At 52.1% G+C, this 26,123-nt stretch carries 21 protein-coding genes; 1 reads left to right on the forward strand and 20 read right to left on the reverse strand.

Features of this window, described 5'->3' with window-relative positions:
• Positions 1 to 29: 29 nt before the first annotated feature.
• From rnc to MWN76_RS15825, 5 genes are all read right to left on the reverse strand, one after another.
• Positions 30 to 710: a ribonuclease III gene (gene rnc, locus MWN76_RS15805; protein ID WP_250462920.1), complete on the reverse strand. Its 681-nt coding sequence runs from the start codon at positions 708 to 710 to the stop codon at positions 30 to 32.
• Positions 703 to 1,143, reverse strand: a complete 441-nt coding sequence (locus MWN76_RS15810) for a DUF4845 domain-containing protein (protein WP_250462923.1) — start codon at positions 1,141 to 1,143, stop codon at positions 703 to 705. The genes rnc and MWN76_RS15810 overlap by 8 nt, the downstream gene beginning before the upstream one ends.
• A gap of 66 nt (positions 1,144 to 1,209) precedes the next feature.
• On the reverse strand, positions 1,210 to 1,965 hold the full coding sequence (gene lepB, locus MWN76_RS15815; protein WP_250462926.1) for a signal peptidase I: 756 nt from the start codon (positions 1,963 to 1,965) through the stop codon (positions 1,210 to 1,212).
• Positions 1,966 to 2,057: 92 nt separating this feature from the next.
• A complete protein-coding gene (gene lepA / locus MWN76_RS15820; protein ID WP_250462929.1) occupies positions 2,058 to 3,863 on the reverse strand; it encodes a translation elongation factor 4 in 1,806 nt (601 codons plus the stop codon).
• Between the two features lie 171 nt (positions 3,864 to 4,034).
• Positions 4,035 to 5,438, reverse strand: a complete 1,404-nt coding sequence (locus MWN76_RS15825; protein ID WP_284500581.1) for a Do family serine endopeptidase — start codon at positions 5,436 to 5,438, stop codon at positions 4,035 to 4,037.
• Between the two features lie 248 nt (positions 5,439 to 5,686).
• Here MWN76_RS15825 and mpaA point away from each other — a divergent pair, with 248 nt between their 5' ends.
• Positions 5,687 to 6,391: a murein tripeptide amidase MpaA gene (gene mpaA / locus MWN76_RS15830; protein WP_250462934.1), complete on the forward strand. Its 705-nt coding sequence runs from the start codon at positions 5,687 to 5,689 to the stop codon at positions 6,389 to 6,391.
• 128 nt (positions 6,392 to 6,519) lie between these two features.
• Here mpaA and MWN76_RS15835 read toward each other — a convergent pair whose 3' ends face one another.
• From MWN76_RS15835 to MWN76_RS15905, 15 genes are all read right to left on the reverse strand, one after another.
• A complete protein-coding gene (locus tag MWN76_RS15835; protein ID WP_250462937.1) occupies positions 6,520 to 8,190 on the reverse strand; it encodes an endo-1,4-beta-xylanase in 1,671 nt (556 codons plus the stop codon).
• Between the two features lie 222 nt (positions 8,191 to 8,412).
• A complete protein-coding gene (gene ycjG / locus MWN76_RS15840; protein WP_250462940.1) occupies positions 8,413 to 9,378 on the reverse strand; it encodes an L-Ala-D/L-Glu epimerase in 966 nt (321 codons plus the stop codon).
• Positions 9,379 to 9,550: 172 nt separating this feature from the next.
• Positions 9,551 to 10,567 carry a sulfite exporter TauE/SafE family protein gene (locus MWN76_RS15845; protein WP_250462943.1) on the reverse strand — a complete coding sequence of 339 codons (1,017 nt, stop codon included), beginning with the start codon at positions 10,565 to 10,567 and terminating at the stop codon, positions 9,551 to 9,553.
• 132 nt (positions 10,568 to 10,699) lie between these two features.
• Entirely contained in the window at positions 10,700 to 12,175 is a 1,476-nt protein-coding gene (locus tag MWN76_RS15850; protein WP_345780078.1) for a cytochrome P450, read from the reverse strand.
• 28 nt (positions 12,176 to 12,203) lie between these two features.
• A complete protein-coding gene (locus MWN76_RS15855; protein WP_250462949.1) occupies positions 12,204 to 13,688 on the reverse strand; it encodes a cytochrome P450 in 1,485 nt (494 codons plus the stop codon).
• Between the two features lie 55 nt (positions 13,689 to 13,743).
• On the reverse strand, positions 13,744 to 14,355 hold the full coding sequence (locus MWN76_RS15860) for a chorismate--pyruvate lyase family protein (protein ID WP_284500585.1): 612 nt from the start codon (positions 14,353 to 14,355) through the stop codon (positions 13,744 to 13,746).
• A gap of 46 nt (positions 14,356 to 14,401) precedes the next feature.
• Positions 14,402 to 15,982 carry a flavin-containing monooxygenase gene (locus MWN76_RS15865; RefSeq protein WP_250462955.1) on the reverse strand — a complete coding sequence of 527 codons (1,581 nt, stop codon included), beginning with the start codon at positions 15,980 to 15,982 and terminating at the stop codon, positions 14,402 to 14,404.
• Between the two features lie 84 nt (positions 15,983 to 16,066).
• Complete coding sequence (locus MWN76_RS15870) at positions 16,067 to 17,176, reverse strand: 3-deoxy-7-phosphoheptulonate synthase (protein WP_250462958.1); 1,110 nt, start codon at positions 17,174 to 17,176, stop codon at positions 16,067 to 16,069.
• A 498-nt stretch (positions 17,177 to 17,674) separates the two neighbouring features.
• Positions 17,675 to 18,496: a helix-turn-helix domain-containing protein gene (locus MWN76_RS15875; protein WP_250462961.1), complete on the reverse strand. Its 822-nt coding sequence runs from the start codon at positions 18,494 to 18,496 to the stop codon at positions 17,675 to 17,677.
• A 115-nt stretch (positions 18,497 to 18,611) separates the two neighbouring features.
• A complete protein-coding gene (locus MWN76_RS15880; RefSeq protein ID WP_250462964.1) occupies positions 18,612 to 19,289 on the reverse strand; it encodes a CerR family C-terminal domain-containing protein in 678 nt (225 codons plus the stop codon).
• A gap of 27 nt (positions 19,290 to 19,316) precedes the next feature.
• Positions 19,317 to 22,412: an efflux RND transporter permease subunit gene (locus tag MWN76_RS15885; RefSeq protein ID WP_250462966.1), complete on the reverse strand. Its 3,096-nt coding sequence runs from the start codon at positions 22,410 to 22,412 to the stop codon at positions 19,317 to 19,319.
• 10 nt (positions 22,413 to 22,422) lie between these two features.
• Positions 22,423 to 23,577: an efflux RND transporter periplasmic adaptor subunit gene (locus MWN76_RS15890; protein WP_250462969.1), complete on the reverse strand. Its 1,155-nt coding sequence runs from the start codon at positions 23,575 to 23,577 to the stop codon at positions 22,423 to 22,425.
• A gap of 312 nt (positions 23,578 to 23,889) precedes the next feature.
• Positions 23,890 to 24,339 carry a SoxR reducing system RseC family protein gene (locus MWN76_RS15895; RefSeq protein WP_250462972.1) on the reverse strand — a complete coding sequence of 150 codons (450 nt, stop codon included), beginning with the start codon at positions 24,337 to 24,339 and terminating at the stop codon, positions 23,890 to 23,892.
• A gap of 24 nt (positions 24,340 to 24,363) precedes the next feature.
• Complete coding sequence (locus MWN76_RS15900) at positions 24,364 to 25,431, reverse strand: MucB/RseB C-terminal domain-containing protein (RefSeq protein WP_250462975.1); 1,068 nt, start codon at positions 25,429 to 25,431, stop codon at positions 24,364 to 24,366.
• Between the two features lies 1 nt (position 25,432).
• A complete protein-coding gene (locus MWN76_RS15905) occupies positions 25,433 to 26,122 on the reverse strand; it encodes a sigma-E factor negative regulatory protein (RefSeq protein WP_250462978.1) in 690 nt (229 codons plus the stop codon).
• Between the last annotated feature and the right edge of the window lies 1 nt (position 26,123).

Consider the following 26,123-nt stretch of genomic DNA (forward strand, 5'->3'; position numbering starts at 1 on the left):
TGGCCCGCGGTATCCGGGCAATAATAGACTCAGCGCTGCCCGGTGAGGCGGTTGTAGGCTTCAGTGGCGGCGGCCTTTTCCGCCGCGCGGCGGCTGCCGGCCTCGCCGCGCACCGGGCTGTTGAGGCCCTCGACCCGGCACTCGACGATAAATTTCTGTGCGTGCTCGGCGCCGCCGACATCCACCACGTGGTACTCCGGCAGCGGCCTCTGGCGCGCCTGCAGCCACTCCTGCAGGCGGGTCTTGGGATCCTTGGCGGTCTCGAGGGAGAGGTTCTGCAGCCGCCGGGCATACCAGTCCAGAATCCGCTCGCGCGCGCGCTCCAGGCCCGCGTCGAGGTAGATGGCACCGATCAGTGCCTCCACCGCATCGGCCAGGATGGAGGCGCGGCGGAAACCGCCGCTTTTCATCTCGCCCTCGCCCAGGCGCAGACAGTCGCCCAGCTTCATTTCCCGGGCCAGCTCGGCCAGCGTCTCGCCGCTGACCAGCTGCGCCCGCAACCGGCTCAACTGGCCCTCGCGCCCCAGAGGGAACTGTTCGAACAGCGCCGCGCCGATGGTGAAACCGAGTATCGAGTCGCCGAGGAATTCCAGCCGCTCGTTGTTGCGGCTGCCGTGGGAACGGTGGGTCAGCGCCAGTTCCAGCAGGTCCCGGCGCGCAAAGGTGTGGCCAAGCCGCTGGCTCAGCCGGTCCAGCAACAGGTCAGTCACGTTTGCGGAATTGCTCCAGGTCTACCAGCGGCTCACAGCAGAGTTCGACCTTGGCCGTGTTGAGCTGCTTGTTGAATTTCATTATCACATCCACGTTGTAGAACAGCGGCTGCCGCAGTTCGTAATCGACGCTCACCAGCATACTGTCGGCACCGCGGATAATCTGCACAGACTCGGTCGGCTGGCCGCGCACATTGTTGATCAGGAAGAAGCGGTCCAGCTCTTTCTTGATTTCGCCACGGCTCATATCCCGCAGGCCGGGGTTTTCCGACAGCGTGCGCAGGCCCTCGTCCACATAGTAGGCGTCGATGTAGGCCGGGCCCATCTTCGACACGCAGGTCAGGATAAAGCCGAATATCGCCACAATGCCCAGCCAGCCCCAATAACTCATACCTCGCTGGCTGCGCAGGGAAGAACGGATTTGCCCACCCATGGTTCTGTCCTCTGTTTTCTTATCGTTCGCGACCGCTGCAACGTATTTGCCGCGGCCCGTCAGGGATTATTCGATTTTGCCCACGCGGCTGAAGCTGGGCAAGCTGAACAGTTCGTCCCAGTGCATCCAGATGGCGAAGGCCTTGCCCACCACATCGCGCTCGGGTACGAAGCCCCACTTGCGGCTGTCCAGGCTGTTGTCGCGGTTGTCGCCCATCATGAAATAGTGCCCGTCGGGCACCGTTGTGCTGAAATTACTGAAATCCCCGCCGCGGACATGCTTGGCCATCAGGTGCCGGCGGCCGTAGATTTCCTCCCACATGATCTCCACCTGCGGATTCGCCGGCGGCAGTGCCTGCAGCAATTGCTGGGGTGCGCGCTCACCGTTGATATAGAGCACGTTGTCCTTCAGCTCGATCTTGTCACCCGGCAGGCCGATCACCCGCTTGATGAAATAGGTTTCGTTCATGTGCGGCGGGAAGAACACCATCACATCGCCCCGCTGCGGCTCGCCCAGGTCCACCACCTTGGTGCGGGATACCGGCAGGCGCAGCCCGTAGGCGTACTTGTTCACCAGGATAAAATCGCCCACCTGCAGCGTCGGCACCATGGAGCGCGACGGAATCTGGAAGGGCTCCACCACAAAGGAACGCAGGATGAAGACGATCGCCAGTACCGGGAAAAACGACTTGGCGTACTCAACCAGCACCGGCTCCGCGGTATCCGACTCGCGGCGGCGCGCGAGAAACAGGCTGTCCAGCAACCAGATGGCACCGGTGATCACCACCAGCCAGAGTAGTATCAGTGGGAAATTGATATCCATGTTTTTCTCAATGATCAATTAACAATGATCAACCAACAAAGAACGTCCATCCATGATCCGCGAATGTGGATCACTGATCATTGCCCCATTGTCTATTGATCCACTTTCAGCACTGCCAGGAAGGCCTCCTGCGGTACTTCCACGCGGCCCAGCTGTTTCATGCGCCGCTTGCCGGCTTTCTGCTTTTCCAGCAGTTTTTTCTTTCGTGTCACGTCGCCGCCATAGCACTTGGCGGTCACATTCTTGCGCAGCGCCTTGACCGTGGTGCGCGCCACCACCTGGCCGCCGATGGCCGCCTGGATGGCGACATCGAACATCTGTCGCGGAATCAGCTCTTTCATTTTTTCCGCCATGGCGCGGCCCTTCTGCTGCGCCGTGTCGCGGTGCACGATCAGGGCCAGCGCGTCGACGCGGTCGCCGTTGATCAGAATATCCAGGCGCACCAGCTTTGCCGCGTCGAAACGCACAAAACTGTAATCCAGCGAGGCGAAGCCGCGGCTGACGGATTTTACCCGGTCGAAGAAGTCCATCACCACTTCGCTCATGGGCAGGTCGTAGCGCAGCGCCACCTGGCTGCCCACGTACTGCATGTCTTTCTGTACACCGCGCTTTTCCACGCACAGGGTGATGACATTGCCCAGGTATTCCTGTGGCACCAGCACGTTGACCTCGGCGATCGGCTCGCGCATCTCGGCGATGGAGCCCACTTCCGGCAGGCGCGACGGGTTGTCCACGATCATCACGGTGCCGTCGTTCAGCTCTACTTCGTAGACCACGGTGGGCGCCGTGGTGATCAGGTCGAGATCGTACTCCCGCTCCAGCCGCTCCTGGATGATCTCCATGTGCAGCATGCCCAGGAAACCGCAGCGGAAACCGAAGCCGAGGGCGTCGGAAGTCTCCGGCTCGAAGAACAGTGAGGCGTCGTTCAGGGACAGTTTCTCCAGCGCGTCGCGGAAGGCCTCGTAGTCGTCGGAGCTGACCGGGAAAAGGCCGGCGTAGACCTGCGGCTTCACTTTCTGGAAACCCGGCAGCATCTGCACCTCTTCGACACCCTTGGCGTGGGTCAGGGTATCGCCCACCGGCGCGCCGTGGATGTCCTTGATACCGGCCACCACAAAACCCACCTCGCCAGCGCGCAGCACGCCGGTCTCCCGGCGCTTGGGCGTGAAGATGCCGACGTTGTCGACCACATGGGCGCGGCCGATGGATTTGGTCACGATCTTGTCCTTGGCCTTCAGGGTGCCCTGCACCACCCGCACCAGCGACACCACGCCCAGATAGGGATCGAACCAGGAATCGATGATCAGCGCCTGCAGCGGCTCATTCACGTCGCCTTCCGGCGGCGGTACCAGGCGCACCAGGTCCTCGAGCACATCCTCCACGCCCAGGCCGGATTTGGCGCTGCAGCGGGTGGCCTCGGTGGCATCGATACCGATGATGTCCTCGATCTCCTCGGCCACCTTGTCCGGATCCGCCTGTGGCAGGTCCATCTTGTTCAGTACCGGGATCACCTCCAGGCCCTGTTCGATCGCGGTGTAGCAGTTGGCCACCGACTGGGCCTCCACGCCCTGGGCCGCGTCCACCACCAGCAGGGCGCCCTCGCACGCCGCCAGGGAGCGGGACACCTCGTAGGAGAAGTCCACGTGCCCGGGGGTATCAATAAAGTTCAGCTGGTACGTCTTGCCATCCCGTGCCTTGTAGTCGAGGGTCACGCTCTGGGCCTTGATGGTGATGCCCCGCTCCCGCTCCAGGTCCATGCTGTCCAGCACCTGCTCGGCCATCTCGCGGTCCGTCAGCCCGCCGCAGACCTGGATAAAGCGGTCCGCCAGCGTGGATTTGCCGTGATCGATATGGGCAATGATGGAGAAATTGCGGATATGGGAGAGATCTGTGGCCACGTGAGGGGTGAAATCCTTTGAAAATCAGTTTGTTAGCCGACAGGCATGCCGGCGACGTGGCGCAAGTCTATCAGGAAAAATGCGGAATGATGAATGCGGAATGCGGAATGGCCCTCCGGGGCCGGGCGCAGGCTGCGCACCTATTCCACATTCCGCATTCCGAACCCCGCGTTAATCCTCGTCTATCTGGATGGTGCGGAAAGTCGGCTGGCCGGCGCGGAAGAAGCGGATCGGCAGCAACTCGCCCGCGGGCAGCGCGTCGACCACCCGCTCGTAGTCGTCCATATCGGCCACCTCATCAAAGCCCAGTTGGGCAATGATGTCGCCGCTGCGCAGCCCGGCCTGGGCGCCCGGCTTGCCGGGCACCACCTGCTTGACCAGCACGCCATCATCCACGCCCAGGCGCTGCTTCAGTTGGTCGGGGATCTCGCTGACCACCAGGCCCAGGCGGCCGCCGATGTCGGTGGACGGCCTGTCGTCGCCGGCCAGTTGGTGGGACTCGTCGCTACCGGGCAGGGCGCCGACGGTGACGCGCACCTTCTTGTTCTGCCCCTTGCGCATCAGGTCGACGGTGACTTCACTGCCCGGGCGGGTGCGGCCGACCACGTGCGGGAGATCGCCCTGCTCGCGAATCTTGTGACCGTCGAAACGAGTGATGATATCGCCGGCCAGGATTCCGGCCTCAGCCGCCGGTGCCCCGGCCTCCACCTGCGCCACCAGTGCTCCGTGGGGCTTGTTCAGGCCCATGGCGCGGGCGAGGTTCAGGTCCACATCCTGGATGCCGACCCCCAGCCAGCCGCGGTCCACCCGGCCCTTCTCCTTCAACTGGGCCACCACGTCGCGGGCCAGGCTGGCGGGCACGGCGAAGGACAGGCCGATGGAGCCGCCGCTGCGGGTATAGATCTGCGAGTTGATCCCCACGACTTCGCCGTTCAGGTTGAACAGCGGACCGCCGGAGTTGCCCGGGTTGATGGCCACGTCCGTCTGGATAAAGGGTACGTAGTTCTCGCGACTCTCGTTCGGGATACTGCGGCCCATGGCACTGACGATACCGGCACTGGCCGAGTAGTCGAGACCGAACGGCGAGCCGATGGCCACCACCCACTCACCGACCTTGAGGTCGTCGGAATCGCCCCACTTCAGCGACGGCAGGTCCTCGGCATCGATTTTCAACAGCGCCAAGTCGGAGCTGTCGTCGGTGCCGATTACCTGTGCCTTGAACTCGCGGCGATCGGTCAGCGTCACGGTGACCTCGTCGGCCCCGTCCACCACGTGGTTGTTGGTCACCACATAGCCGTCGTCGGAGATGATGAAGCCGGAGCCCATACTGGCTACCGGGCGCTGCTCGCGGCGGCGCGGTTCCAGCAGGTGGCGGAAGATATCCGGAATTTCCTGGCCGTACTGGGGCGGTATGCCACCGCGGGAGGCCTGGCGGCGATCCGTGGTATTGATTTTTACCACTGCCGGGGAGTTCTGCTCAATCAGATCGGTCAGCTCGGGCAATCCCCGTGCGCACGCGGATGCCGATATCAAAAGGCAGAGAGTCAACACAAACTGTGTACAACGTGTAACCATCGGTTTGTTACCCTTATTGATCCCTTCTAATATGCAATTGAAGAATTCATGACTGGAGCGGGCCCCGAAATACGGACAACCGCACTGTGGAGGCTCCCACTAAACAGTTAGTGGCGATCTGGCCACGAAAGTTCTCCCGCCCAGTGTAAAACAATGTTAAGAAGCTCCCGGAACCGATGTCCAGCAGATCTCGCGGCCTGCGGGACACACACGGAAAAACGGCGGCCCCGAAACGCCCGGAGATCGAGATGGCGACACTGCGACCCCGCACCGAACGCGGCCATTTTTGCCACCCCCAATTGCAGTACGGGCGATCGCAGCTCGGTGCTCCCCTGCTCTACTTCCCCGCCCAGTGCGGCGACGACCACGGCCTGGTGATGGCCGGCACCCACGGCGACGAGTCGGCCGCAGTGGTGGCCCTGTCCTGCGCCCTGCGCGCCCTGCCGGCGGAACGCCTGCGCCACCATGTGATACTGGCAGTAAACCCGGACGGCTGCCAGTTGGGGCTGCGCGCCAACGCCCGCGGCGTCGACCTGAACCGCAATTTCGCCACCGGCAACTGGCAGCCCGAGGGCACTGTCTACCGCTGGAACAGCGCCGCCGAGGAGCGCGACGTGCGGCTCGGCACCGGCAGCGAGGCCGGCTCGGAACCGGAAACACGGGCCCTCAGCCAGCTGATCGACGAACTGCAGCCACGCTGGACGGTCACGATCCACGAGCCGCTGGCCTGTGTCGAGGACCCGGACAACAGCGAACTGGGCGAGTGGCTGTCGCGCCGCCTGGCACTGCCGCTGGTCACCGATGTGGGTTATGCCACACCGGGCTCCTTCGGCACCTGGTGCTCGGAGCGCAAGCTGCCCTGCATCACGCTGGAATTCCCACCAGTATCGGCCGACGCCGCCAGTGAGGACTACCTGGAGACGCTGATCGAGTTGCTGGAACAGGACCGGTGAATGACCTTCGCGGGAAAAATGCTTTCGCCCATAAAAAAACAGCGCCCCTCTGTTTTGCAGGGGCGCTGTCTCTCCTGGATATCCCCCAAGCCATTCAGGGGCTCCGGGGGAAAATCGTTACATCATTGTTACCGACCCAGGTAGTTCATCAGCCAGGTCATGGCCGGACGCGGGGTACCATTCTCCTGGATAAGGCCACTGCCGGTGACCCAGGTGCGATTGACCACATATCCCCACAGCGTGATCCCGGCCACCGATGAATGGTTGTAGAACAGGGGGAATTGCGCCTGCATGATCTGCAACTGCAACTGATCATTGGTTTCCGCAACGTCATACTCGGAGACATAAATCGGCAGTCCCAACGCGGCCACCTGGTTCAGGTTGCTCTCCAGCTCCGCCACGGAAAAGCCCTCGAGACCGTGCGCCTGCACACCGATCGCATCCACCACCCCGGCGTTGACGGCGGGCGTGGCCATCTGGATAAACGCCTGGGTGTCCCAGCTCAGGACATTGTAGTCGTTCAGGATCAGGGTGGCGTTCGGGCAATACTGCCGCGCCAGTTGGAAAGACTCGATGATCCAGTCGTTACCAAAGGCGCTTTGCGCGTACTGTGCCGGCGCGTGACCCGGTGTGGCCTCGTTCACCACGTCGATCATCGCCGTATCCGGGTAGCGCGTACAGAAGTCGCGAATCCACTCCTCGATTTCCGCCCGCTGCTCGGCGGGACTGAGCCCTCCGATCCAGCCCGGGGCCTGGCTGCCCCACACCAGGGTATGCGCCTTGAACGGGATGTTGTTTTGCTGGGCGTAATCGTACACCGCATCCAGGGGGCCCCAGTTGTAGACATCCCGGGTGCCCTCCACGGAGCCCCATTTGCCTTCATTCTCAGGCGTAATCTGGTCCCAGTACTGAATGAAGTCGGACCGGACCTGGCCTCCGGTGGTGATATTGCCCACGTGGAAACCGGGCAGAGTACCGCCACTGGAGCTGCTGCTCGAGCTGCTACTGGACGAGGAGCCCGATCCGGAGACAGGACCGAAATTGATCAGGCCGTTGCAGTGCAGCCACTCGCTGAATGAACCTCCACCGCAGGAACCATCCCAGGCGCCGGTGTTCTCGCTCTGGTCCTCGGCCTGGCGGATATCGCCGTTGACCTGTATGTAATCCACCTGGACGTCGGCGTCGTCGTTGTCGTTGGTGAACTCCACCGTGACCTCACCGCCCAGATCCGTGGTCGCCGAGTAATCCATCATGGCAGTGGTCAGCGTCCAGGTCTGCACCGGGGTGCCACCCACCGCCAGAGTGATGGATTCGGTGCCGGTGGTGCCAATCGCGCGCACCAGGATGGTATTGGTTCCACCGCCGGAACTGGAGGAGCTCGAGGAACTGCCGGAACTCGAAGAGCTACTGGAGGAGGAGCTGCCGCCCCCCGGACCGCCATTGCCGGAACAGCTGGGCATACTGAAGCTACCGTCGTGTGTTCCCTGGAAGCCGAAAGTGGCGCTCTGCCCCGGCGCCAGGCTGCCATTCCAGCCGCAGCAGTTGCTGAACGAGGGCGTCACGGTATCGCCGCCGCTCTCGACAACATTCCAGCTGCTGGTGACATTGGCCGGCTCGCCGAAGTCGAGCTGCACTGTCCAGCCATCGATACTGGCCGGGCCGTCATTGGTCACCGTTACGTCCAACTGGTAGCCGCTGCCCCAGACATTCGAAGCCACGCTACAGCTGTATGAAGCAAACGCCTGCGCCGCCGATAGAATGCCGGCCAGCAACAGGGTAAACCTGATTAGGACTTTCATTAGCATGTTTCTCCCATCTATTTATATTATTAATCCATAAAGTGACAGCGCTACCCGCCGTCGAACGACCCGCACCACGACAGGTCGCCAGCCATAATAATTGGTAGCGCTACCAATCAATCTGATTACGATATGAGAAGACTGTCAACCGGGGAGCACCGGGCAAGGCCAGACTTGTGTTAGCGTTATCTTTTTTTGGCAGTGAATTTCTCGGACCGGCCGCTAATGCCCGGCGGCGGCACTGTCCCAGTAGACCCGACCGGCAACGAAGCGCAGTGGCGGCTCGACGTCCTTCGCCAACCAGGTGGGGCCATCCAGGTCGAGAAAGCGCACCTTTTCCCCCAGCGGCCAGGCCGCCCGTATCGCCCGCGACGTGCACAGCATACAACCCAGCATCAGTTCGAACCCTTGCGCCCGCCCCGCTTCGGCCAGCGCCAGGGCCTCGGTGATACCGCCGGTCTTGTCGAGCTTGATATTCAACATCTCGTAGCGGCCCCGCAGTCGCGGCAGGTCCGCGCGGGTATGGCAGCTCTCGTCGGCGCAGATTGGCAGCGGGTGGGCAAAGGTTTCCAGAAACTGGTCGCCATCCGCCGGCAACGGCTGCTCCAGCATCGACACACCCCGGTCCCGCAGGAACCGACAGCGCGCCTCCAGGCCCCGCGCCGCCCAGGATTCGTTGGCGTCGATCACCAGTTGGGCACCGGGCGCGGCATCGCGCACCGCGGCGACCCGCTCGCACACCAGCCGGTCGTCCAGCTTCAGCTTGAGCACTCCTACCCCCGCGGCCACTGCCTCGGCAGCGGCCACAGCCATGGCCTCCGGGCTATCGATGACCAGAGTCTGTACCGTAGGCAGCGACCCGGGACCGGTAAAAACAGCTCCCCGGCACTTGGACTCCCAGTCCACCAGGGCGCAGTCCAATGCGTTGCGCGCGGCGCCCGCGGGCATCCATTGCTGTAGCTGCGCCCGCGTCACCCCCCGGGCCACCTGCGCCAGCACCGGCTCCAGCTGCGCGATAACCGACGCCGGGCTCTCACCGTAGCGGGCATAGGGGGTGCACTCGCCGATCCCGGCAACGCCCTGGCCCGCCACTTCGACCACCACGACTTCCGCCTCGCTGCGGGCGCCGCGGGAGATCACGAAAGAGGTGCGCAGGGGCCAGTTCTCCGCGTAACAACGGGCCTGCATAGACGTCTCTCCAGTCGACTGGAGATCATAGTGTAGATTGGGGTGCGCGCCGCGACCGATCTGGAGCGGCAACGCTGAGCAGGCCGGGACCGGAAAAGCCGCTATTGTCGGGCATTGAGCGTGGTCAATAATGAAGGGGCCAAAAGCGAATGCGCCGCTCTGGAAAGACTCCTCACCCGAGCAGGGAAAGAGAGGTGTGAGGCGCCCTATCGGAAGGCCCTACAGTCGTGTCTTGCAAGTTCCCGTTGCCATGTACAAACCCGCGGCCCAAACTGCGCAACCACTCGAAAACCAGCAGGCATGCCCCCACGGCACCGGTGGCCGCCAGCAGTCCAAGGGTCCCCAGCGCGGCCCTCTCGGCGTAACAAGTCCAAGCCAATTGGACTACACAAAGAAGTGCAACGACAAGAAGCGTCAATTTTCGGTCGATCAAGGCGACAATGAATACTCCCAGGGGCGCACCGAGAATCACCACTGGCGCAGCAGCGAGCCAGTTTCCATACACTTCTGGGTGCCAATCACCTATGACGCTCTTTACCACCACGCCAACCAAGGAATTAAACGCCATAATCACCACCGAAGTCGGAATGGCGATTTTCAGGTCCACACGGCTAAACAGTACAAGTGCAGCATAGATCACCATATCGATCCCTACTCCGGTAATCGCCACCGCAAAAGCCCCTGCCAGCGCCCCCAAAACCAAACCAATCCGGAAGTCCCTCGCCGGGTGCAGACTGCCATTGCCCGTATGGCTGATAATTTCCCGAAGACGATACAAATGCAGGATACCGAAGCTTCCCCAAACTACAGCGAAAGCCAGCTTGATCCACAATTCAGGAACCAGTGGTGCAATAAACTGAATACCCAGAGGAGTCCCCAACAGGGAGCCCCATATTGCCCCTTTCAACATGGAGCCGGCCATCGGTTGTCGCCTCGCAAACAAAAAGAAGCTTGCACTAACCATACCGATGGCCTGTACCGCGAAACTGAAATCCCGTCCAAGGCTCGCCGGTGTATCGAACAGCAATACCAATACCGGGAAGCCCACGGTTCCTCCACCCATAGGCGTAGATCCTGCCGCGTAACTGCCCAGAGCCATCGCGACTGCCATCGGCCAATGTTCTTTTACCTGCGTCCAGTTGCCCAAGACAAAAACCAGAAATACCCAGACTGCATAGAAAGCAACCAACCAAGCCCCCCACAGCAATATTCCCCTTAATATAGGCCTCCGGTCTCTCGTCACCAGCGAAATAGAGTCACGGGCTCGAGTAGTCGCTCCAGTTAACATAGAGGTCATAGCCTTTCTCTTATACAATGCTATTTATCTTCGTGGTGTAGCCACTATACGGCAGTCTTTCAAAACCCTCAGCATACCTGGCCGCACCTCACTGGTATCACCTTTTTCAGGAAACGAGAAGTCAAATTGATACAACAACTGGGCCAGAACCAAAAATATCTGCATTCTTCCTATATGCTCGCCAATACATCGGCGGGCCCCAATACCAAAAGGAAAAAATTTATTCTGCTGCTCCTTTCGAAAATTTCCAGAAGAGTCAATAAATCTCTTTGGATCAAACGACTCCGGATCCGGCCAGGCAACAGGATCTCGAGTGACGCTATGATAGTTTATTATTATCGGTGTATCTTTACCTATAAAGAAGCCATTAATCACGGTATCCTTTCCTGTACGATAATGAACAGCCGGGATAATAAAAATTGGGATGTGTCGTAATACTTCACATATAAATGCCTGCATGTACGGCAGCTTACTTCTGTCCGACATTTTCGGGGGCCCAGACAGGGTAGAGTCCATCTCACTCTGCAGTTCCTTTTGAACATCAGGATATTTCATTAAATAATACAGCATCCAGAGTGAAGCAGAGGAAGAAAGGGTAACCCCCGAACCAATAAACTGGTTTAAAGATCCATTGACAACATCGTCATAATTAAGACCTAGATTTTTTCGCTCCTCAGTGTCGAGTTGAAAGTATGCCTTCAATAGATGATCACAAATGTCACGCAACCTGCCTGGAGAGTAGGTCCTTTTCCTTTCCTTCGAGTTTAGGTCTATATATGCGGTCAGTCCACTGAGGTTCTTTATTGCCCCTAAAATATTACGGACCCTGAAAGCAAAAAAAATCAGTTTAAAAAATCTGGGAAGCAAGCCGAAATTAATTGCATTCATCACATTGTTTGGCATGGTGCCTCTGGCATCGACATCAAATCCATGCTTATCATTTTCGCTGCATCTACGACCAAATGCCATCCTTTGCATAAAACTCAGGTTAACATAAGCCAAAAGATATGCCGGATTAAAAGCTATGCCTTGATTCTTTCTCATGCCCTGTGCCAACTCATTTACTTCCTCTAAATACCACCTTTCTATTTCTCCAGACTTACTTGAAAAGTAGTTTCTTATTGCCGTGATAAATATATGCCTGTGTTTCATCCAGCTTTCACCACTTTTCAACTCCATGAAATGGCGCTGAGGATACTGCTTCATAATATCAAACTCTGCCCTATGCATAAAAACATCATCTTGGTCAAGCAATGCATAATTGACAGTATTAAGACCGTTTAGAACAACGATATCTCCTTCACTGACTTTTAGTCGATAAACATCTCCATATGTATCAGCCAGCTTATTAAGCTTTATATGCATATCCTGACTAACAAATGGAGATAAATTGCTAAATGACAGTCTAGACGGACCCGGAGGGCAACTTCTATTCAGACGTCGCTTATCACGAGAATATGATATATCCCTATTAAAAATTTCATTTCGATACATCTTCATGCCCCCAAAAATGTGTTAATTATAAATATCAAACAGCATGAATTCTTTTCTCGGCTTTTATCTTGAAGCTCTTGGGAACAAGGAATACCCCTGGCATTTCTTCTACATTAAAGGCATTTTCTGACGGCGCGCTATATCTGAACCTGTAAACCAGGTTTGCACAGAAAAGGAATACCTGCATTCTGGCAATATGCTCTCCGACACACCGCCTCGCCCCAACGCCAAACGGAAAAAATTTATTCTGTTTTTCTTTATCCAGCTTCCCGTGAACATCAATAAACCTTTTTGGATCAAAAGAGTCTGGAGATTTCCAGACATTCGAGTCTCTGGTCACACCATAATAGTCCACAATCACAGGAGTCCCTTTCTTGATTGGATAACCCTTGATACTCCCGTCGCGAGACGTCGCATAGTAAATAGCCGGCATAGGACTTAGACCAGAGTGTCGTAATACTTCATTAATGAATGCCTGCATATACGGCAGCTTGCTTTTATCTGACATTTTTGGTGGCTCCGTCAATACAGACCTCATTTCATTATAGAGCTCTTCCTGAACGTCAGAGTTTTTCACCAAATAGATTAATGCCCAACGTATAGCGAAAGTGGCAACCCCTGTTCCAGCACCGGCAAACTGTGAAAGAGAACCGATCGCAATTTTCCATCCCTGTAAGTCAAAAGTCTCTCTCTCATCTTCAGACAGCAAAGAACACGCCCTTATCAAGTGGTCGCATACATCTCGCATATTATTTGGATCATACGACCTGCTACGCTCCTCAAAATTTCTGGAAACATAATCTGCCAGTTTGTTTATTCCATCTCTGAAATCAACAATTGTCTTTTTTCTTGAAAGATAAAACATGTGAAGTATCTTTGGAACATAACCATACCTGACGGTGTGTATGAATCCGTTTGGAAGGTAGGTTAAAACACTTCCATCGAAATCATTATCATCGCCTTCAAAATACCTTTCGCCAAACATCATTCTCTGGATAAAACTAAGATTGGTTAACGTTATATAGTTATTAGGATCAAAAGCATTTCCTTCCTCACTTTCCATATAGTCGGATAATCGCTCTGTCTCTTCATACAACCACTCCCCAATTTCAGACCATCGGCCGGAAAAATACTCTTTTATTGAATCCAGAAACAATCCTCGGTGCTTAATCCAGTGATCGCCACTCTTGGTTTCCATGAAGTAACCAACGGGCGGTAACCTGAATGCTGGCATAGCCGCCCTATCTACCAGTAAACCTTCCTGGTTAACTAGTGCGTCCCAGGTTGATTGATAGCTAGTGAGGATAACCCATTTTTCACCTGCCATATTAACCTGGAAAACATCACCATACTTTTTTGACAGACTCCTTAACTTGAGGTGCATTTTATCACTTATAAATGGAGATATATTGTCCCATGAAAATAGTGAAGGACCTGGAATGACTCTCTCTTTTTCATTTTCCGTGGCGCTATCCATTGAACCATCATATGGCATTTCTTCATTTAATTTCCTATACATTCCAAGCCTCCAGATTTAAATTATTCGCCAAACTATAAAACTGCCAATAAAGAACCTAAATAATGGTAATTCCTATCCAACCATTTTTTTCAACTTTACTGATTGAAAAGTTGATATTTTCAAACCATTTCTTTGGAAACATTTCTTTTATTTTCATTACTGGTTTCCCACCAGAGAAAACAAAATAAGTTCTGTAGAGAAGAGACTCCTCTTCACTAATAGCAAAATAACACGCAATCTCTCCGGCCTGTACCTCGCCCCATTCCTCGAGCTTCTTATATGTTTCGACTTTGTATAATTCCCAAACCTTCCCTATAGGACTGCCAGTACTAAGCAAAGCTTGGGAAAATCTTTTATCGAGGTTATCTAAAGCTATTACTGATTCCGCGTAAAGATAGTTGATACCCGATTCTGCTCCTTGAAGTGTTACAATTCGGCGACAGGCAGACTGCCCTCTTTCTATTCTTAATCCCGACGTATAATTGATAGAGGCATCGGCGTCTTCCATAATTTTGTTGGCGCATAGGTTTTCCCCAGTGATCTCTTCCAGCAAATTGGTCATGGTTCCGTCAGAAGATAATATGATTCTCTGGAATTTACTAAGAAAATCAGCTCCCGAGGAATCCCCATCAACTCCACGAAATGAATCATTAGATAATCTAATCATATATTTCAACCTGATTAAAAGTTAGAAAATACCAGAATCCTATTTATTAGGTCGCTGCAGATCTCTTTATCTTATATTCTGGAGAAAACCTGAGCCTGAACCTGGGTATAAACGAAGCTAACTTGCAAAAAGCTGTTCCCAACTCCAAATATAAAATTCTCTTCCAGGAGAATATATTTGGGAAGCCAAGCAAGAAGTTTCTAGATTCTTCAGTGTTACTGTGAGGTCCAGAGATACGGTATTGAGCCGAAAATTGTGGACCATGCAGAAGTTTTACTCGAAGTCTGAAGTTCTCCAGGGCCGAAGGAATTCGTGGCATACAACCAACCAGCTTCGCCATAGAGTCCATGTAGTGACAATAGTTGACTAAAGATGCCACGTCAGGTGTTATTTTGTACTCTCTCCGCCAATGTTCAGTATCATGTTTAATTACATTTTTCTGCTCGGATATTGGAGGCAAACTGGATTTTCCACTGTAAAGTTTTGCCAAATATCTGGATTGCATCTCCGCTATAGCAGGAATACCTCCCTGCTGTGGGCGCGCGAAGCCAACAAAAGCCAGTGAATCTCCCACTTCCGGAATAAAAATTTGCTTGTATAGATCCCTGATATTATCAATAGACCTATCAAAAAATGGGAATTCCAGTTTGTATCCGGTACAGAATACTATCGCATCGATTTCTTCTTCTATCCCATTCTTAAAGACAACCTTGTTTTCTTTAAATCTCTCGATACCGCCAATGTTAGGAATTACATAGCCATCGGCGATAGGCTTGAACAGTCTTTCATTCTTTGTAATAGTTTGATTATAGGACGGGCCTGCTTTCAAAAGCCACTGTCCTCTTAGCCTTAGATCCGGATTCAGACTTTTCACATATCGACTGAATAAGCTTTTCGTTATGCCCGCATGAAATCTGTGTGGAAGCCTGTTGATAATTCTCGACGTTGTCCATGATGTATCTATTGTGAAGTAGCTGTCTTCTTGAAAAGGCATATATCTAGGGGCTACTGCGGGATATCTCCGCAAAGAAAGAATGCACTTTTTCGCAACACTTGATATCTCGGAAGTTATATCAGCCGAACTCTCTCCCATTCCGATACAGAGAACTCTCTTATCAGAAAAAAAACTTTTATCTCGATAGGACTTTGAGTGAGTTACACTTCCTCTGAAAAAATTCAAACCAGGAATTTCAGGGATTTTTTCTCTCTGAAAGTGCCCAGAACATACGACAACGGCATCAAATTCCAATATCTTACTTCTCCCAGATCTGGAAACCTCCACAGTCCAGAGAGCGTCTTCTGAAGTCTGCTTGATAGAAACAACTTCCGTATTAAATGTTATTTTTTCGAAAAGCTTAAATTTCTCAACATAGGACAAAAGGTACTTCCTATACTCTTCTTTCGACCAAAATTTCAGCCTTTCATTGGAAGGTATGAAATCCGAGTAAGCCATGAAATAGTTGGATATGGTGAGGTGAAGGTTCTCATATGTTTCATTTAATGAGAAAACGCCACCTAAATCACTCAGTTTTTCAAAGCATTGAACATTGTGCCCCTCGTCTGACAGCTGTTTTATAGCTGCTATTCCGGACAAACCCGCACCTATAACTGCTATACTTTTCTTCATAGCACCCTCCATTGGGTAGAACTGGCTAAAACTGAGATAAATATTAGTTTTTTAGATCTTAAGATCATATAGATTTCAAGAAATTCAAGAACAAACTACGTCAGCAAAGCTTTTATGATTCAATCTACTTTCAAAAGATTGTAAGACGTCTTTACCAAGATTTTTTAATGCTTCCCGGGTATCATCCCAACCTATGCAGGGGTCTGTTATTGAAACTCCATATTTCAGATTTTCCAAAGTTCCAACATTTACGGACTGCTTCCCTTCATATAAATGGCTCTCCAGCATCACTCCGGAAATAGAATTTCCACCAAACTTTACTTGTCGCCCAACGCTTTCAATCACCTGAAGTTGATTCTTATAATCTGGTTTTGCATTACCGTGACTGCAATCTATTACAACACTACAATTAACTCCCGAATCCAATAGGATTTTTTCAGATTCCGATACACATTCCTTGAAATAATTTGGTTTTGTTCCACCCCTGAGTATCAAATGGCTATCAGAATTGCCCTGACTTTTTATAATAGAAATAAGTCCATCATCATCGACCCTGAGAAAAGAGTGTGAGCTGGCTGCCGACTTCATGGCATTGGCAGCTATCCGGATGTTGCCATCAGTTCCATTCTTGAATCCCACTGGCACAGAAAGATCACTTGCCATTTCACGGTGTACCTGGGATTCCGTGGTTCGTGCTCCAATGGCAACCCAACTGGTGAGGTCTCCCAGATACCTGGAAGTTATAGGATCCAATATTTCTGTAGCGCACGGCAGCTCCAGGCCTGCCATAAAAAGTAGCAACTCCCTGGCCTTGCATATTCCTTTTTGGATTTCAAACGATCTATTCAGATCCGGATCATTGATAAAACCTTTCCATCCCACTGTTGTGCGTGGTTTCTCAAAATAAGTTCGCATTAGTATGTAAAGGCTGTCTTTATATTGCTCATGGAGCTCCTTCAATTTGCATGCATACTCCTGTGCCCCGGCAATATCGTGTATGGAACAGGGCCCAACAATTGCCAGCAACCTGGGGTCTTCCCTATGAATAATACGCCTCACAGTCCTACGGGAGCTCTCTATAAAGGCTGCTTCCTCTCGACCTAACGGATAGGCGTCACAAATACTCTGTGGACTCAGAATTCTTTCTGGAGAGTAAATGTTTACGCTCTTTTGAAGCTTCTTTGAAATTGACATGTCCAGCCCCTTTCTAATCGAATATTTCAGAACAGAATAGAGAAGATCAAAAAAATGATTAATTTCTACGCTTAAATTCAGATTAAATTATTGATCAGAATGGAAAATAGTAAATTTACGACAGAATGAACTGAAAAAAATGATTTATTATTTTATATATTTCCAATACATGTCATAGATTTAACAATTATGTTAAGCGCTCCAAAACTGGGCGAAAAATAAAAATACAATTACAAAATGCACTTTTTTACAGCAGCGTACGGCCCTCTCTTTAAGTTAAAATATTAGAGTAAGATTACATGCAGAAGGAATCAATATTTTTTTATCTAGCGGCACAGGCTGTATAAACGGTATGGGCGGTTACACAGAATTATTTACAGCCTCGTATGCGCTTCGAGGTTGAATCCTCGTATATTTAAAATACAGCAGCGCTCATAAAAAACACCCTGCCAGAGGGTGCTTTAGATAACAGGGAGAACAGTCGTCCAATTAATCCATTTATGCGATATAGTTAGATCTCTTTTCGACAGCTCTTTTTCGATATTCACTTGGTGTAATTTCATAAAAACCTTTGAACTCGCGGTTAAAATGAGCTTGATCATAATAGCCACAGCGATATGTAATATCGAGGCAACTCAATGAGTCATTAGCATCCAGCATTCTTCTCGCATTATCTGCACGTAAGAGTTTTACCAATTTCTTGGGGGTCATTCCAACAACCTTCCTGAAAAGCCGTTGTAGCCTTCTTATTTCTACTCCCATATCTTCCGCCAAGGCCTGCAGTTTGATATCATACTGATTGGAATTTATATGCTTCAGTATGGAAAGAACTAGCAATATATTATTGTCCGGATCTGAAAGGTTATAAGTCAACCAAGTTTCTACTGCTGTTATCTTCTGTATGTCCGAATCACAAAATTCAAGAAATTTAAAAAAATTCCTCGGAAATATATTATTCGTAAAGCATAAGTTATCAAGAACATTATGATAATTTGATAGATTCATTTTAAAAAAAAGATAAAACATTCCCGGATTGAACCTTATCCTGATCAGATTTACTTTACCATCAATACATAGGGAAACATTTCTTGAGTTTGCACCATCAAAGTACACACCTTTTCCAAGTACTTTTTCATTAATAGTGACCGATTCGCCCAGGTTAACAATTAGGCCAATGCCTCCATCTGGGTATAAATCAATAACTCTATAAAATTCGAAGCCTCCCGAAAAAACCTGGAAACTATTAATATATGGTGAAAGCAATTTTCCCGGAAAATACTTCCTACAACCTTTACAATCCTGAATGCAGCCTATATTCATTTTCGCTCTCCGTTATATTAAGATGAAGCCTCCCCTTATCAAACGCAAATTAATGCCACCTACTTATTATTTATTCAAACTCTATATTAATATAAAGCATATTCCATACATTTTTTTAACTTATCAAAGAGTCTTCCTTCATGTAACATTCGATACGAGACGTTATAACCTCCTCGATAAGAGAGATATCCTCTTTACTGTAGGAACCTTCAATTACCCCATCCATTCTTCTCAGGAGGGATGTTCGACCAGTGAGAAAAAATACTACCTGCCCTATAAGAGAGTGCGCTTCCAGCGTTACTCGAACATCGGATTTATCCAGTCCCATCAGCACAGATATAAGATCACCTATACTTATATATATTGAGTCAAAAACTTTGTTGTATAAAATATCGAAGGCTTCTGTAGGATTAGCCTGTTCTCGCATTATTAACAAAAGCCAACTACTGGCTTCATCATCAGCTATAAATGTCTGAATCATATTTTTTATTATTTTTTTTAGAATATGATTGGCTTGCCGTTGATCTATACCACTTTTTTCCTTCTGTTCCAATTTCAAAACATCATCCAGTTTAAAGCTTTCTTTCATTCTTTCCGCTATATGGTTGACAATTGCCAGATATAGGCTCTTCTTGTTGCCAAAGTAATATGCGATAGAACCAATGTTAGATTCCGCCTCACTTGCAATCATTCGGGTAGTGGCTCCCTTGAACCCATACTCACCAAATAGCTGCATCCCTGCGTAAATCAATTTCCCGGCGGCTTCATCCTCGAATCTTTCTTTCTCACTCATATAATGACCTCGCGTGGTATTAAAACTCTAGCTCTCTCTGGAATCATTTTTATTGGCCAGGAAATAGCTATATAGAACAGGGATAACTCCCAGGCTCATAATAGTTCCAACAGCCAATCCAAATGTCATTGCACTGGCCATTCCATAAAATAAGGGATCGCGTCCAAGTATTAACGGCAAAAAGCCGAGGACAGTCGTTACTGTCGACATTACTATAGGTCTGAGTCGACGGACCGATGCCCGTACTATTGCCTCATACACAGTGTATGAATGATCTTTTCTGTCTATATCTATCCGATCAATGAGAACTATTGCGTTATTAATGATAATTCCCGCCAGACTGTATATTCCCAGAAGTACCATAAAGCCGAACTCTGCTTGCATAAGCAATAAACCCATAGCTACTCCAACAATAACGAGTGGAATAGTGGCGACAATTAGTAGTGGACGCTTAATTGAATTAAATTGTGCGACAAGGAGAACAAAAATCAGGCACAAGCAAAATGGCAGGTTCGCTTGTAGAGCACTTTTTCCCTCGGCTGAGTCTATAACCACACCATCGAACTCGATCCAATGTCCAGGAGGAAGGTTTTTCTCCAACTTTGACAATTCTTTCCGAACTTTAGGTACAAGGTCTTCAGCCGTCATATATCTATTTCGCGCTTCTACGGTAATGCTCCGTACTAAATTTTCGCGATCTATCCTGTAGTAGCCATTATCCAATTCGAGTTCGGCTATCTGATTAAGGGGAACCCCCATGCCTTGTCTGTTAAGTGGATATACGATAAGGGAACTTAAGTGTTCCAAGCTTGAACGTTTTTCGTCCTCATACCGTAACACCATCGGTATTACACGATCACCGTCCCGATATTGACTAAACTCGAAGCCATTTATAACCCCGTTGAGAGATTGAACTATGTCACTGGAAGTGAGTCCAGTTTTTCTGGCCTGATTCTGATCAACATTTATTCTCAAAGAAGGAATGCGCGCTTCCCAACTCTGTTTTACATCAATTGTTCCTCGAATCTCGTTCAGTATTCTTATTACATCTTTGGCAGAAGAATAAATCGTTTCACGATCCGGCCCCTTAACCTGAACCTCCAGCAAGCTACTATCGGATGGTCCCAGGAACATCTTGGTAACTCTAGAAAATATTTCTGGAAATTCCTTACTTAAAATGACCTTCACTTCATCAATAGTTTTTTCAACGTCCTCTCTATTTTCAACATTAATCACCATAAATCCCTTGTTTGGTGCTGGATCTATAGGAGTAAGGGAAAGCACAAATCTAGGACCGCCAAAACCTGAATAAGACACTACACTTTCTATATTATCTTTCAGTCTTAAATCATTCTTTAGCCTGACACTAATATTCTTTATTTTTCTGTCTAACTCGTTCTTTGCAATGTCAGAAGGAAAATCTATATATACCAGAACTTGACTTCTATCAGAATCCGGGAAGAATTTCTTTGGCACAGCCTTCAAAACCCCAACTCCAAATACAAGTGTTATTAACATCGACATAAGAAACAATAGGCGATGATGCATTATTGCCAGCAATATTTTCTCGTAATAGAAAGACATCCATCGAAAAAATCTATCCGAGAAACGAACATCTATTTTTTCATCCGATTCAATATTTTCTTTATCGGATTTTAGAAATCTATGACATAGTATAGGTGTCACTGTCAGAGACAGTAGCCACGATGACATCAGGGAAATAGCAATTACAATAGATATAGATCGTGTGTATTCTCCAGATACAGTTTCAGCCAACATGAGTGGAAGAAACACTAATATTGTAGTAAGAGTTGAAGAAAGCAATGGAATTGACAACTCATCACCGGTCTGTTTCAGCGCTTCATTTCTGGATGCACCTTTTTCAAGCCGTGTTTTGAAGTCTTCGGCAATAACAATAGCATTATCAACCAACAGCCCCAGCGCAATTATCAGTGTCGCGAGACTCATTCGCTCCAAGGAGAGATCCAAAAGCCCCATAACTGCGATGGTTACCAACATTGTGACAGGAATAATGGATCCAACTATAAGTCCTGTTCTCACTCCCAGAAAAATTACAACGACACAGAGCACTATAATCAGTGTCTGGATCACATTGGCACTGACTCCATAAACAGCATCGGCCACCTGATCAGCTTGAAAAGTCATGACGTCCAGATGATATCCCGCTGGGAGAGTTTCCCGAATTTGGTTTAAGACTCTGGAGATACGATCGCCATAATCAAGAACGCTATATCCATCTAACATCGAAACTGCGAAAACTATCGCTCGCCTTCCATTAAAGTACGCAGCTTGCTCAACCGGATCTACGTATCCTCTTCTTACCTGTCCGAGATCTTTTAGCCGAACGGTTCCCTGCCTGTGTGGTAATTTTAACTCTGTACGTTCCAGTTCAGATAAACTCTGGTACTCTCCAGAAACATACAGGGCAAATCTCTGCGCCCCGGTTTCTATGATGCCGGCGGGAGGCATGATATTTCTGGCTTGTAGCTGAGATACCAGCTCTGAGGGCTCCAATCCCAGTTCAGAAATTAAGGGTTCGCTGAAGTCAATGTAGATCCTCTGTGGTTGTACGCCCAGTAACTGTACTCTTTGAGTCCCCTCTACTGCATACAGTTTAGTGCGAACATGCTCAGCAATTTCCAGCTGTTCATATTGAGAGAAATCATTCGCAGTCAGGGCTATGGTAACAACCGCCACATCCCCAAAGTCATCATTAATGACGGGATCTTGCGTACCCTTGGGAAGGTCGGCCTTGGCAGTATTAACTTTCTCACGTACTTCATCCCATATCTGACCAAGATTGAAGTATCTATCATGAATTTCGACATGAATTATCGATTTCCCCCGCATTGAGGTGGAGCGTATTTCTTCCACCTCTCCAATTCTCCTGATGTGTTCTTCCAGAGCCTTTGTAATATTGTTCTCAACCTGTTCCGCAGGCAACCCAGGAAACCTGGTAATCACTACGGCCTCTCGAATCGTTATTTTAGGATCCTCCCTGGCGGGCAGAGAAAAATAACTGAAGAACCCATGGATGATTGCCAGAATCAGGGAAAGTATAACTACAGCACGGTAACGATAGGAAAGCTGTGACAAATTCATGAACCCAACCTCAGTTGAACCGTTCAGGCCCTTCGCCGAGGATTGTGACGGCATCCCCGGCAGCAATAAATTCGCCACCACGAGAGACTATACGGTCTCCCACCAGTAAGTTTCCGGTTATGTTTGCATGCCCTTCATAGAGAGATATTACTTCAACATCAACTCGCTCAAGGCGTCTCTCTTCCGATACACGCAGTACATGAGCTTTCTCTTCAACATCATAGATTAGAGAGGTCAGGGGAATAGCTAGTCCAGGTACTCTATCTGCCTGCCGTCCTCTCGCGCTCTCCAATGTCAGGTGTACTTCAGCCGTCATCCCTGACCTGAGAGCCGGAACAGCGTTTTCAATCTTCAGTATCACGGGATATGTGTTGGAGGATCTTGATTGGGTTCCAATTTGGCTGATACGAGCGGAAATGTCTTTTATCCCCAGCGCTGGGAGCTCTACCAAGTGGCGCTGTCTTTCCTCGATCCGGCCAATCAGGTTTTCCGGTAAGTTCGTTTCAATTTCATAGCCATCCCTGTCAGAGATAACCTCCAACAAAACCTGGTTGGGCGCTACCCGCTCTGAAGGTTCGACAAGGCGCTGACTGACTGAGCCGGAGAAGGGGGCTTTCAAGCGCGTCAACCGGAGATCTCTCTCAGCCAACATCCGGGAAACTCTGGCAGACTCATACCGCGACTTGAGAGTTTCCATAGAGGCTTTGGAGTTGTCCAACTGTGCCTGACTGATCACTCCCTTATCTATCAGCAAAAGGTGACGATCGTAATCCAGTTTTCGTTCACGATAAGCGGCGAGCGCTTCCATTTCATTAGAAATCGCAAGGGCATTAGCCAATTGGTAGCGGCTCTCATCCAGCTCCGCCAGCACCTGTCCCGCCTCTACGGGGTCCCCGACATCGACAAAAATATGCTTGATTTCACCTTCCACCTCAAAACTCAAAGCAGACTGTTCTGCCGCCTGTACTTCCCCCGCGAGAACGACGGTTTCTTTGTTGTCAGCTCTTTGCACCAACGCCGTATCCACCAGCCGTGGAATTGGTCCTATCGCATTTTCCTTATTGGATTCAGAGCAATTGCCAAGAAGAGCTACAACAAGTGCAAGAGCACCTACTTTGCATGCCCGGGTGGAGAAACGACGAAAAACGGTTCTCTGCTCATCCATCGTATGGCTTCGCTTTTTTAATCAAGTGATCAAGAAACGTATAATCAATTGATTAAACTCACAATACCCATCCAGCTCCCAATAAATGAATTAAGCGCCCGTTATCGAGAGCAGTGGGAAAGTGAGAATTGCGTCTACTAACTGTGTCGCGAAACACAACAGCGACCTCAAGGGCGGGAGTATCCGAGCGGTGAAATCAGCTGGTCAGCCAGCTTCAATTCTGCCATTCAGGTTGAGTAATGCGACTTAGCGGGAGGAACACCGAACCTGCCGGTGAACAGATACGCGGGAAAACTGAAATTCAGGGAGTGTTCAGGGGGATTGTGAGGGCTCGATACGCAGCAGCATCGGTGCGTAGGCCGGATCGGCCGCGTGGCGGCGGCTGTGCCAGCGCACCAGCGCCGCGCCGCCCAGCAGGCCGGCCAGGCCGCCAGCGATGGCTCCCGCCTCGCCGCCCGCCGCGTCACCGGCCAGCGCGGCCAGCAACAGTGTCACCAGCGGCAGCAGGTAGATCAGCAGGGCACTGCCTGCGAGCGTGTTTTCGCCGATGCCGATCACGGCAGTGTCATTGAGGGCGATGTCGTCGGGGTCCCAGCTGTTGAGGGCAACACGGATACGCGACGCACTGGAGAAGTAGTCGCCGAGCAGCCCGGTGCCGCAGCCGGCCCTGGCGGAGCAGCCGTGACAGCCGCTGCGCTGTATCGTCTCGACCCAGATGGCACCGGATTCGATGGCCACAATCCGACCGCGCTCTTCCAACATAAGCCAGGGATCTCGCTCGAAGCCTCAACCGCTGGCGGAGACAGATCCGGCTACACGTCGCGCCGTGGTGTCGGGAATCTCCCCCACCACCGTCACGGTGTAGTCGACGCCATCCACCTCGATGCGGTCCATATAGGCCACGGTGGCTCCGCGGATGGCGCGCCCCTTGAAATCCAGTTCCGGCCCCAGGCGCTGCACGAATACGGTAAACACGCTGAGCCCGTCGCTGAACACCAGCATATCGCCATCGGCCAGCGGGCGCACCGATACCGGCTCGAAGCCGGCCGGCAGCCAGCCCAGCTGCCAGCGACTCTGCGCCAAGGCGCATGCACCGCTGTTGTCGATCCGGCGCGCACTGTCGGATTTCGGCTCCAGTTCAGTGTCCTGAATCGGCGACAGGTCGAGGCGCACAAACTGGTAGCGCTCGAGCACGCGGCCCTGGGTACCCACCAGCATGGATTTCAGCGGCAGGCCGGTCTCGCGATCCAGGCTTACCACCATGCCCAGGCGGTCCCGATCGCGCGGGCGCGCTTCAATCACCACCGCATCCCGGTCGGCGATACGCTCGCTGCCGCGGAGAATAAAGTGATAGGTCTGCTGGACATCCGCACTGCTGGCGCCACGCCAGAGTTCAGTACGCGCCAGCGGGTTGCCGGTGCGCTCGCAGCTGTCGCTGCTGCCGTGGCTGATCAGTTCGCGGGGCTCACCGCTCAGGTAGCGCACCCGCTCCACCTGCTGCCCCTCGCGGACGGCGTGTACCACTTCGAGGGTTTCCAGCACACCGGCGTGTTCGAATGTCACCAGGCCGCTGTATTCCAACCCGGTCACCGCCCGGCTCAGTTTTTCCAGCCAGTGATTCACATCCGTTCGCCCGCTGTCAGCCGGTCCGAAACCGGTGGTCGCATCGGCGCCGGACGCGGCCGCCGCCCCCTGTTCTGGGGCGGCAACACTGTCGTCCGGGGCCGGTGCGGGGGCAGATGGCGCTTGAGCAGTCGCCAGGGAAGAAAAGATCAGCAGTGCCGACAGCGGCAGGCCGCCGGCCTTGCGGAGTCGCCGCAGCGGGGCGCGAAGGGAAACAGCTCGCTTCCGCACGCTACATCCCCACCTGCTCGCCGTAGGTGGCGCGGGCAAAGGGCACCATGCCCTGGTTGCCGACGTGGGCCGCCTGCTCGGAGTGTTTGATCATCACCCGGTTCAGGTGGCGCATCAACTCGGGAGTCGGCACCTGCTGCACGGCCGCCTGCCCGGCGACGCCCGGCTGCTGGTCGGGCACCAGGCGCGGAGCACCGGTACTGACGGAGCGGGTGCTGGGCGCCGGCACGTAGAATCCGGACGGTTGCGGCGACGACTGCACAGGCTGCTGTACCGGGCGCTCCGCCTCGGCCAGCATATCGCCACCCGGCTGCGGCTGGGACAGCTGCTGCACACCGAAAACCGCGGCAAAGGCCACGGTGGCGGCTACTGCGCCGCGGGAGACCGGGCGCCACCAGCGGCTGCGGGTCAGTTGCCCGGCCGCTTCAGCGGCGCCGCTGCCCGACTGGGACAGGGGTTCCTCCCGATCGATGGCCGCGGAGATGCTCGTCGCCAGGCCGCCGTCCACCGGCGCCACCTGCTCGCGCCGCAGCGCGCTGGCGGCCAGGTGGTAGCGCGACCAGCGCGCGCCCATCTCGGCCGACGCAGAACTGGCCTTCAGCAGGCGCTGCAGCTCCAGCTCACCGGCCTCGCCGTCCATCAACGCCGACAGCGACTCGTTCAGTCGATCCTGATGATTCCCGTGAGACATA

It is taken from the genome of Microbulbifer litoralis, assembly GCF_023634065.1.
GTDB classification, from domain to species: Bacteria; Pseudomonadota; Gammaproteobacteria; order Pseudomonadales; family Cellvibrionaceae; genus Microbulbifer; species Microbulbifer litoralis.

Excerpts from the sequence above, each read along its gene's own strand:
- MWN76_RS15810 (WP_250462923.1), bottom strand. The coding sequence starts at position 1,143 with ATGGGTGGGCAAATCCGTTCTTCCCTGCGCAGCCAGCGAGGTATGAGT.
- MWN76_RS15855 (WP_250462949.1), bottom strand. The coding sequence starts at position 13,688 with ATGTATAGGAAATTAAATGAAGAAATGCCATATGATGGTTCAATGGAT.
- MWN76_RS15825 (WP_284500581.1), bottom strand. The coding sequence starts at position 5,438 with ATGGTTACACGTTGTACACAGTTTGTGTTGACTCTCTGCCTTTTGATA.
- MWN76_RS15905 (WP_250462978.1), bottom strand. The coding sequence starts at position 26,122 with ATGTCTCACGGGAATCATCAGGATCGACTGAACGAGTCGCTGTCGGCG.
- ycjG (WP_250462940.1), bottom strand. The coding sequence starts at position 9,378 with ATGCAGGCCCGTTGTTACGCGGAGAACTGGCCCCTGCGCACCTCTTTC.
- MWN76_RS15885 (WP_250462966.1), bottom strand. The coding sequence starts at position 22,412 with ATGAATTTGTCACAGCTTTCCTATCGTTACCGTGCTGTAGTTATACTT.
- MWN76_RS15890 (WP_250462969.1), bottom strand. The coding sequence starts at position 23,577 with ATGGATGAGCAGAGAACCGTTTTTCGTCGTTTCTCCACCCGGGCATGC.
- MWN76_RS15875 (WP_250462961.1), bottom strand. The coding sequence starts at position 18,496 with ATGAATATAGGCTGCATTCAGGATTGTAAAGGTTGTAGGAAGTATTTT.
- MWN76_RS15835 (WP_250462937.1), bottom strand. The coding sequence starts at position 8,190 with ATGAAAGTCCTAATCAGGTTTACCCTGTTGCTGGCCGGCATTCTATCG.
- MWN76_RS15870 (WP_250462958.1), bottom strand. The coding sequence starts at position 17,176 with ATGTCAATTTCAAAGAAGCTTCAAAAGAGCGTAAACATTTACTCTCCA.
- lepB (WP_250462926.1), bottom strand. The coding sequence starts at position 1,965 with ATGGATATCAATTTCCCACTGATACTACTCTGGCTGGTGGTGATCACC.
- mpaA (WP_250462934.1), top strand. The coding sequence starts at position 5,687 with ATGGCGACACTGCGACCCCGCACCGAACGCGGCCATTTTTGCCACCCC.
- MWN76_RS15895 (WP_250462972.1), bottom strand. The coding sequence starts at position 24,339 with ATGTTGGAAGAGCGCGGTCGGATTGTGGCCATCGAATCCGGTGCCATC.
- MWN76_RS15860 (WP_284500585.1), bottom strand. The coding sequence starts at position 14,355 with ATGATTAGATTATCTAATGATTCATTTCGTGGAGTTGATGGGGATTCC.
- MWN76_RS15850 (WP_345780078.1), bottom strand. The coding sequence starts at position 12,175 with ATGAAGATGTATCGAAATGAAATTTTTAATAGGGATATATCATATTCT.
- MWN76_RS15865 (WP_250462955.1), bottom strand. The coding sequence starts at position 15,982 with ATGAAGAAAAGTATAGCAGTTATAGGTGCGGGTTTGTCCGGAATAGCA.
- MWN76_RS15880 (WP_250462964.1), bottom strand. The coding sequence starts at position 19,289 with ATGAGTGAGAAAGAAAGATTCGAGGATGAAGCCGCCGGGAAATTGATT.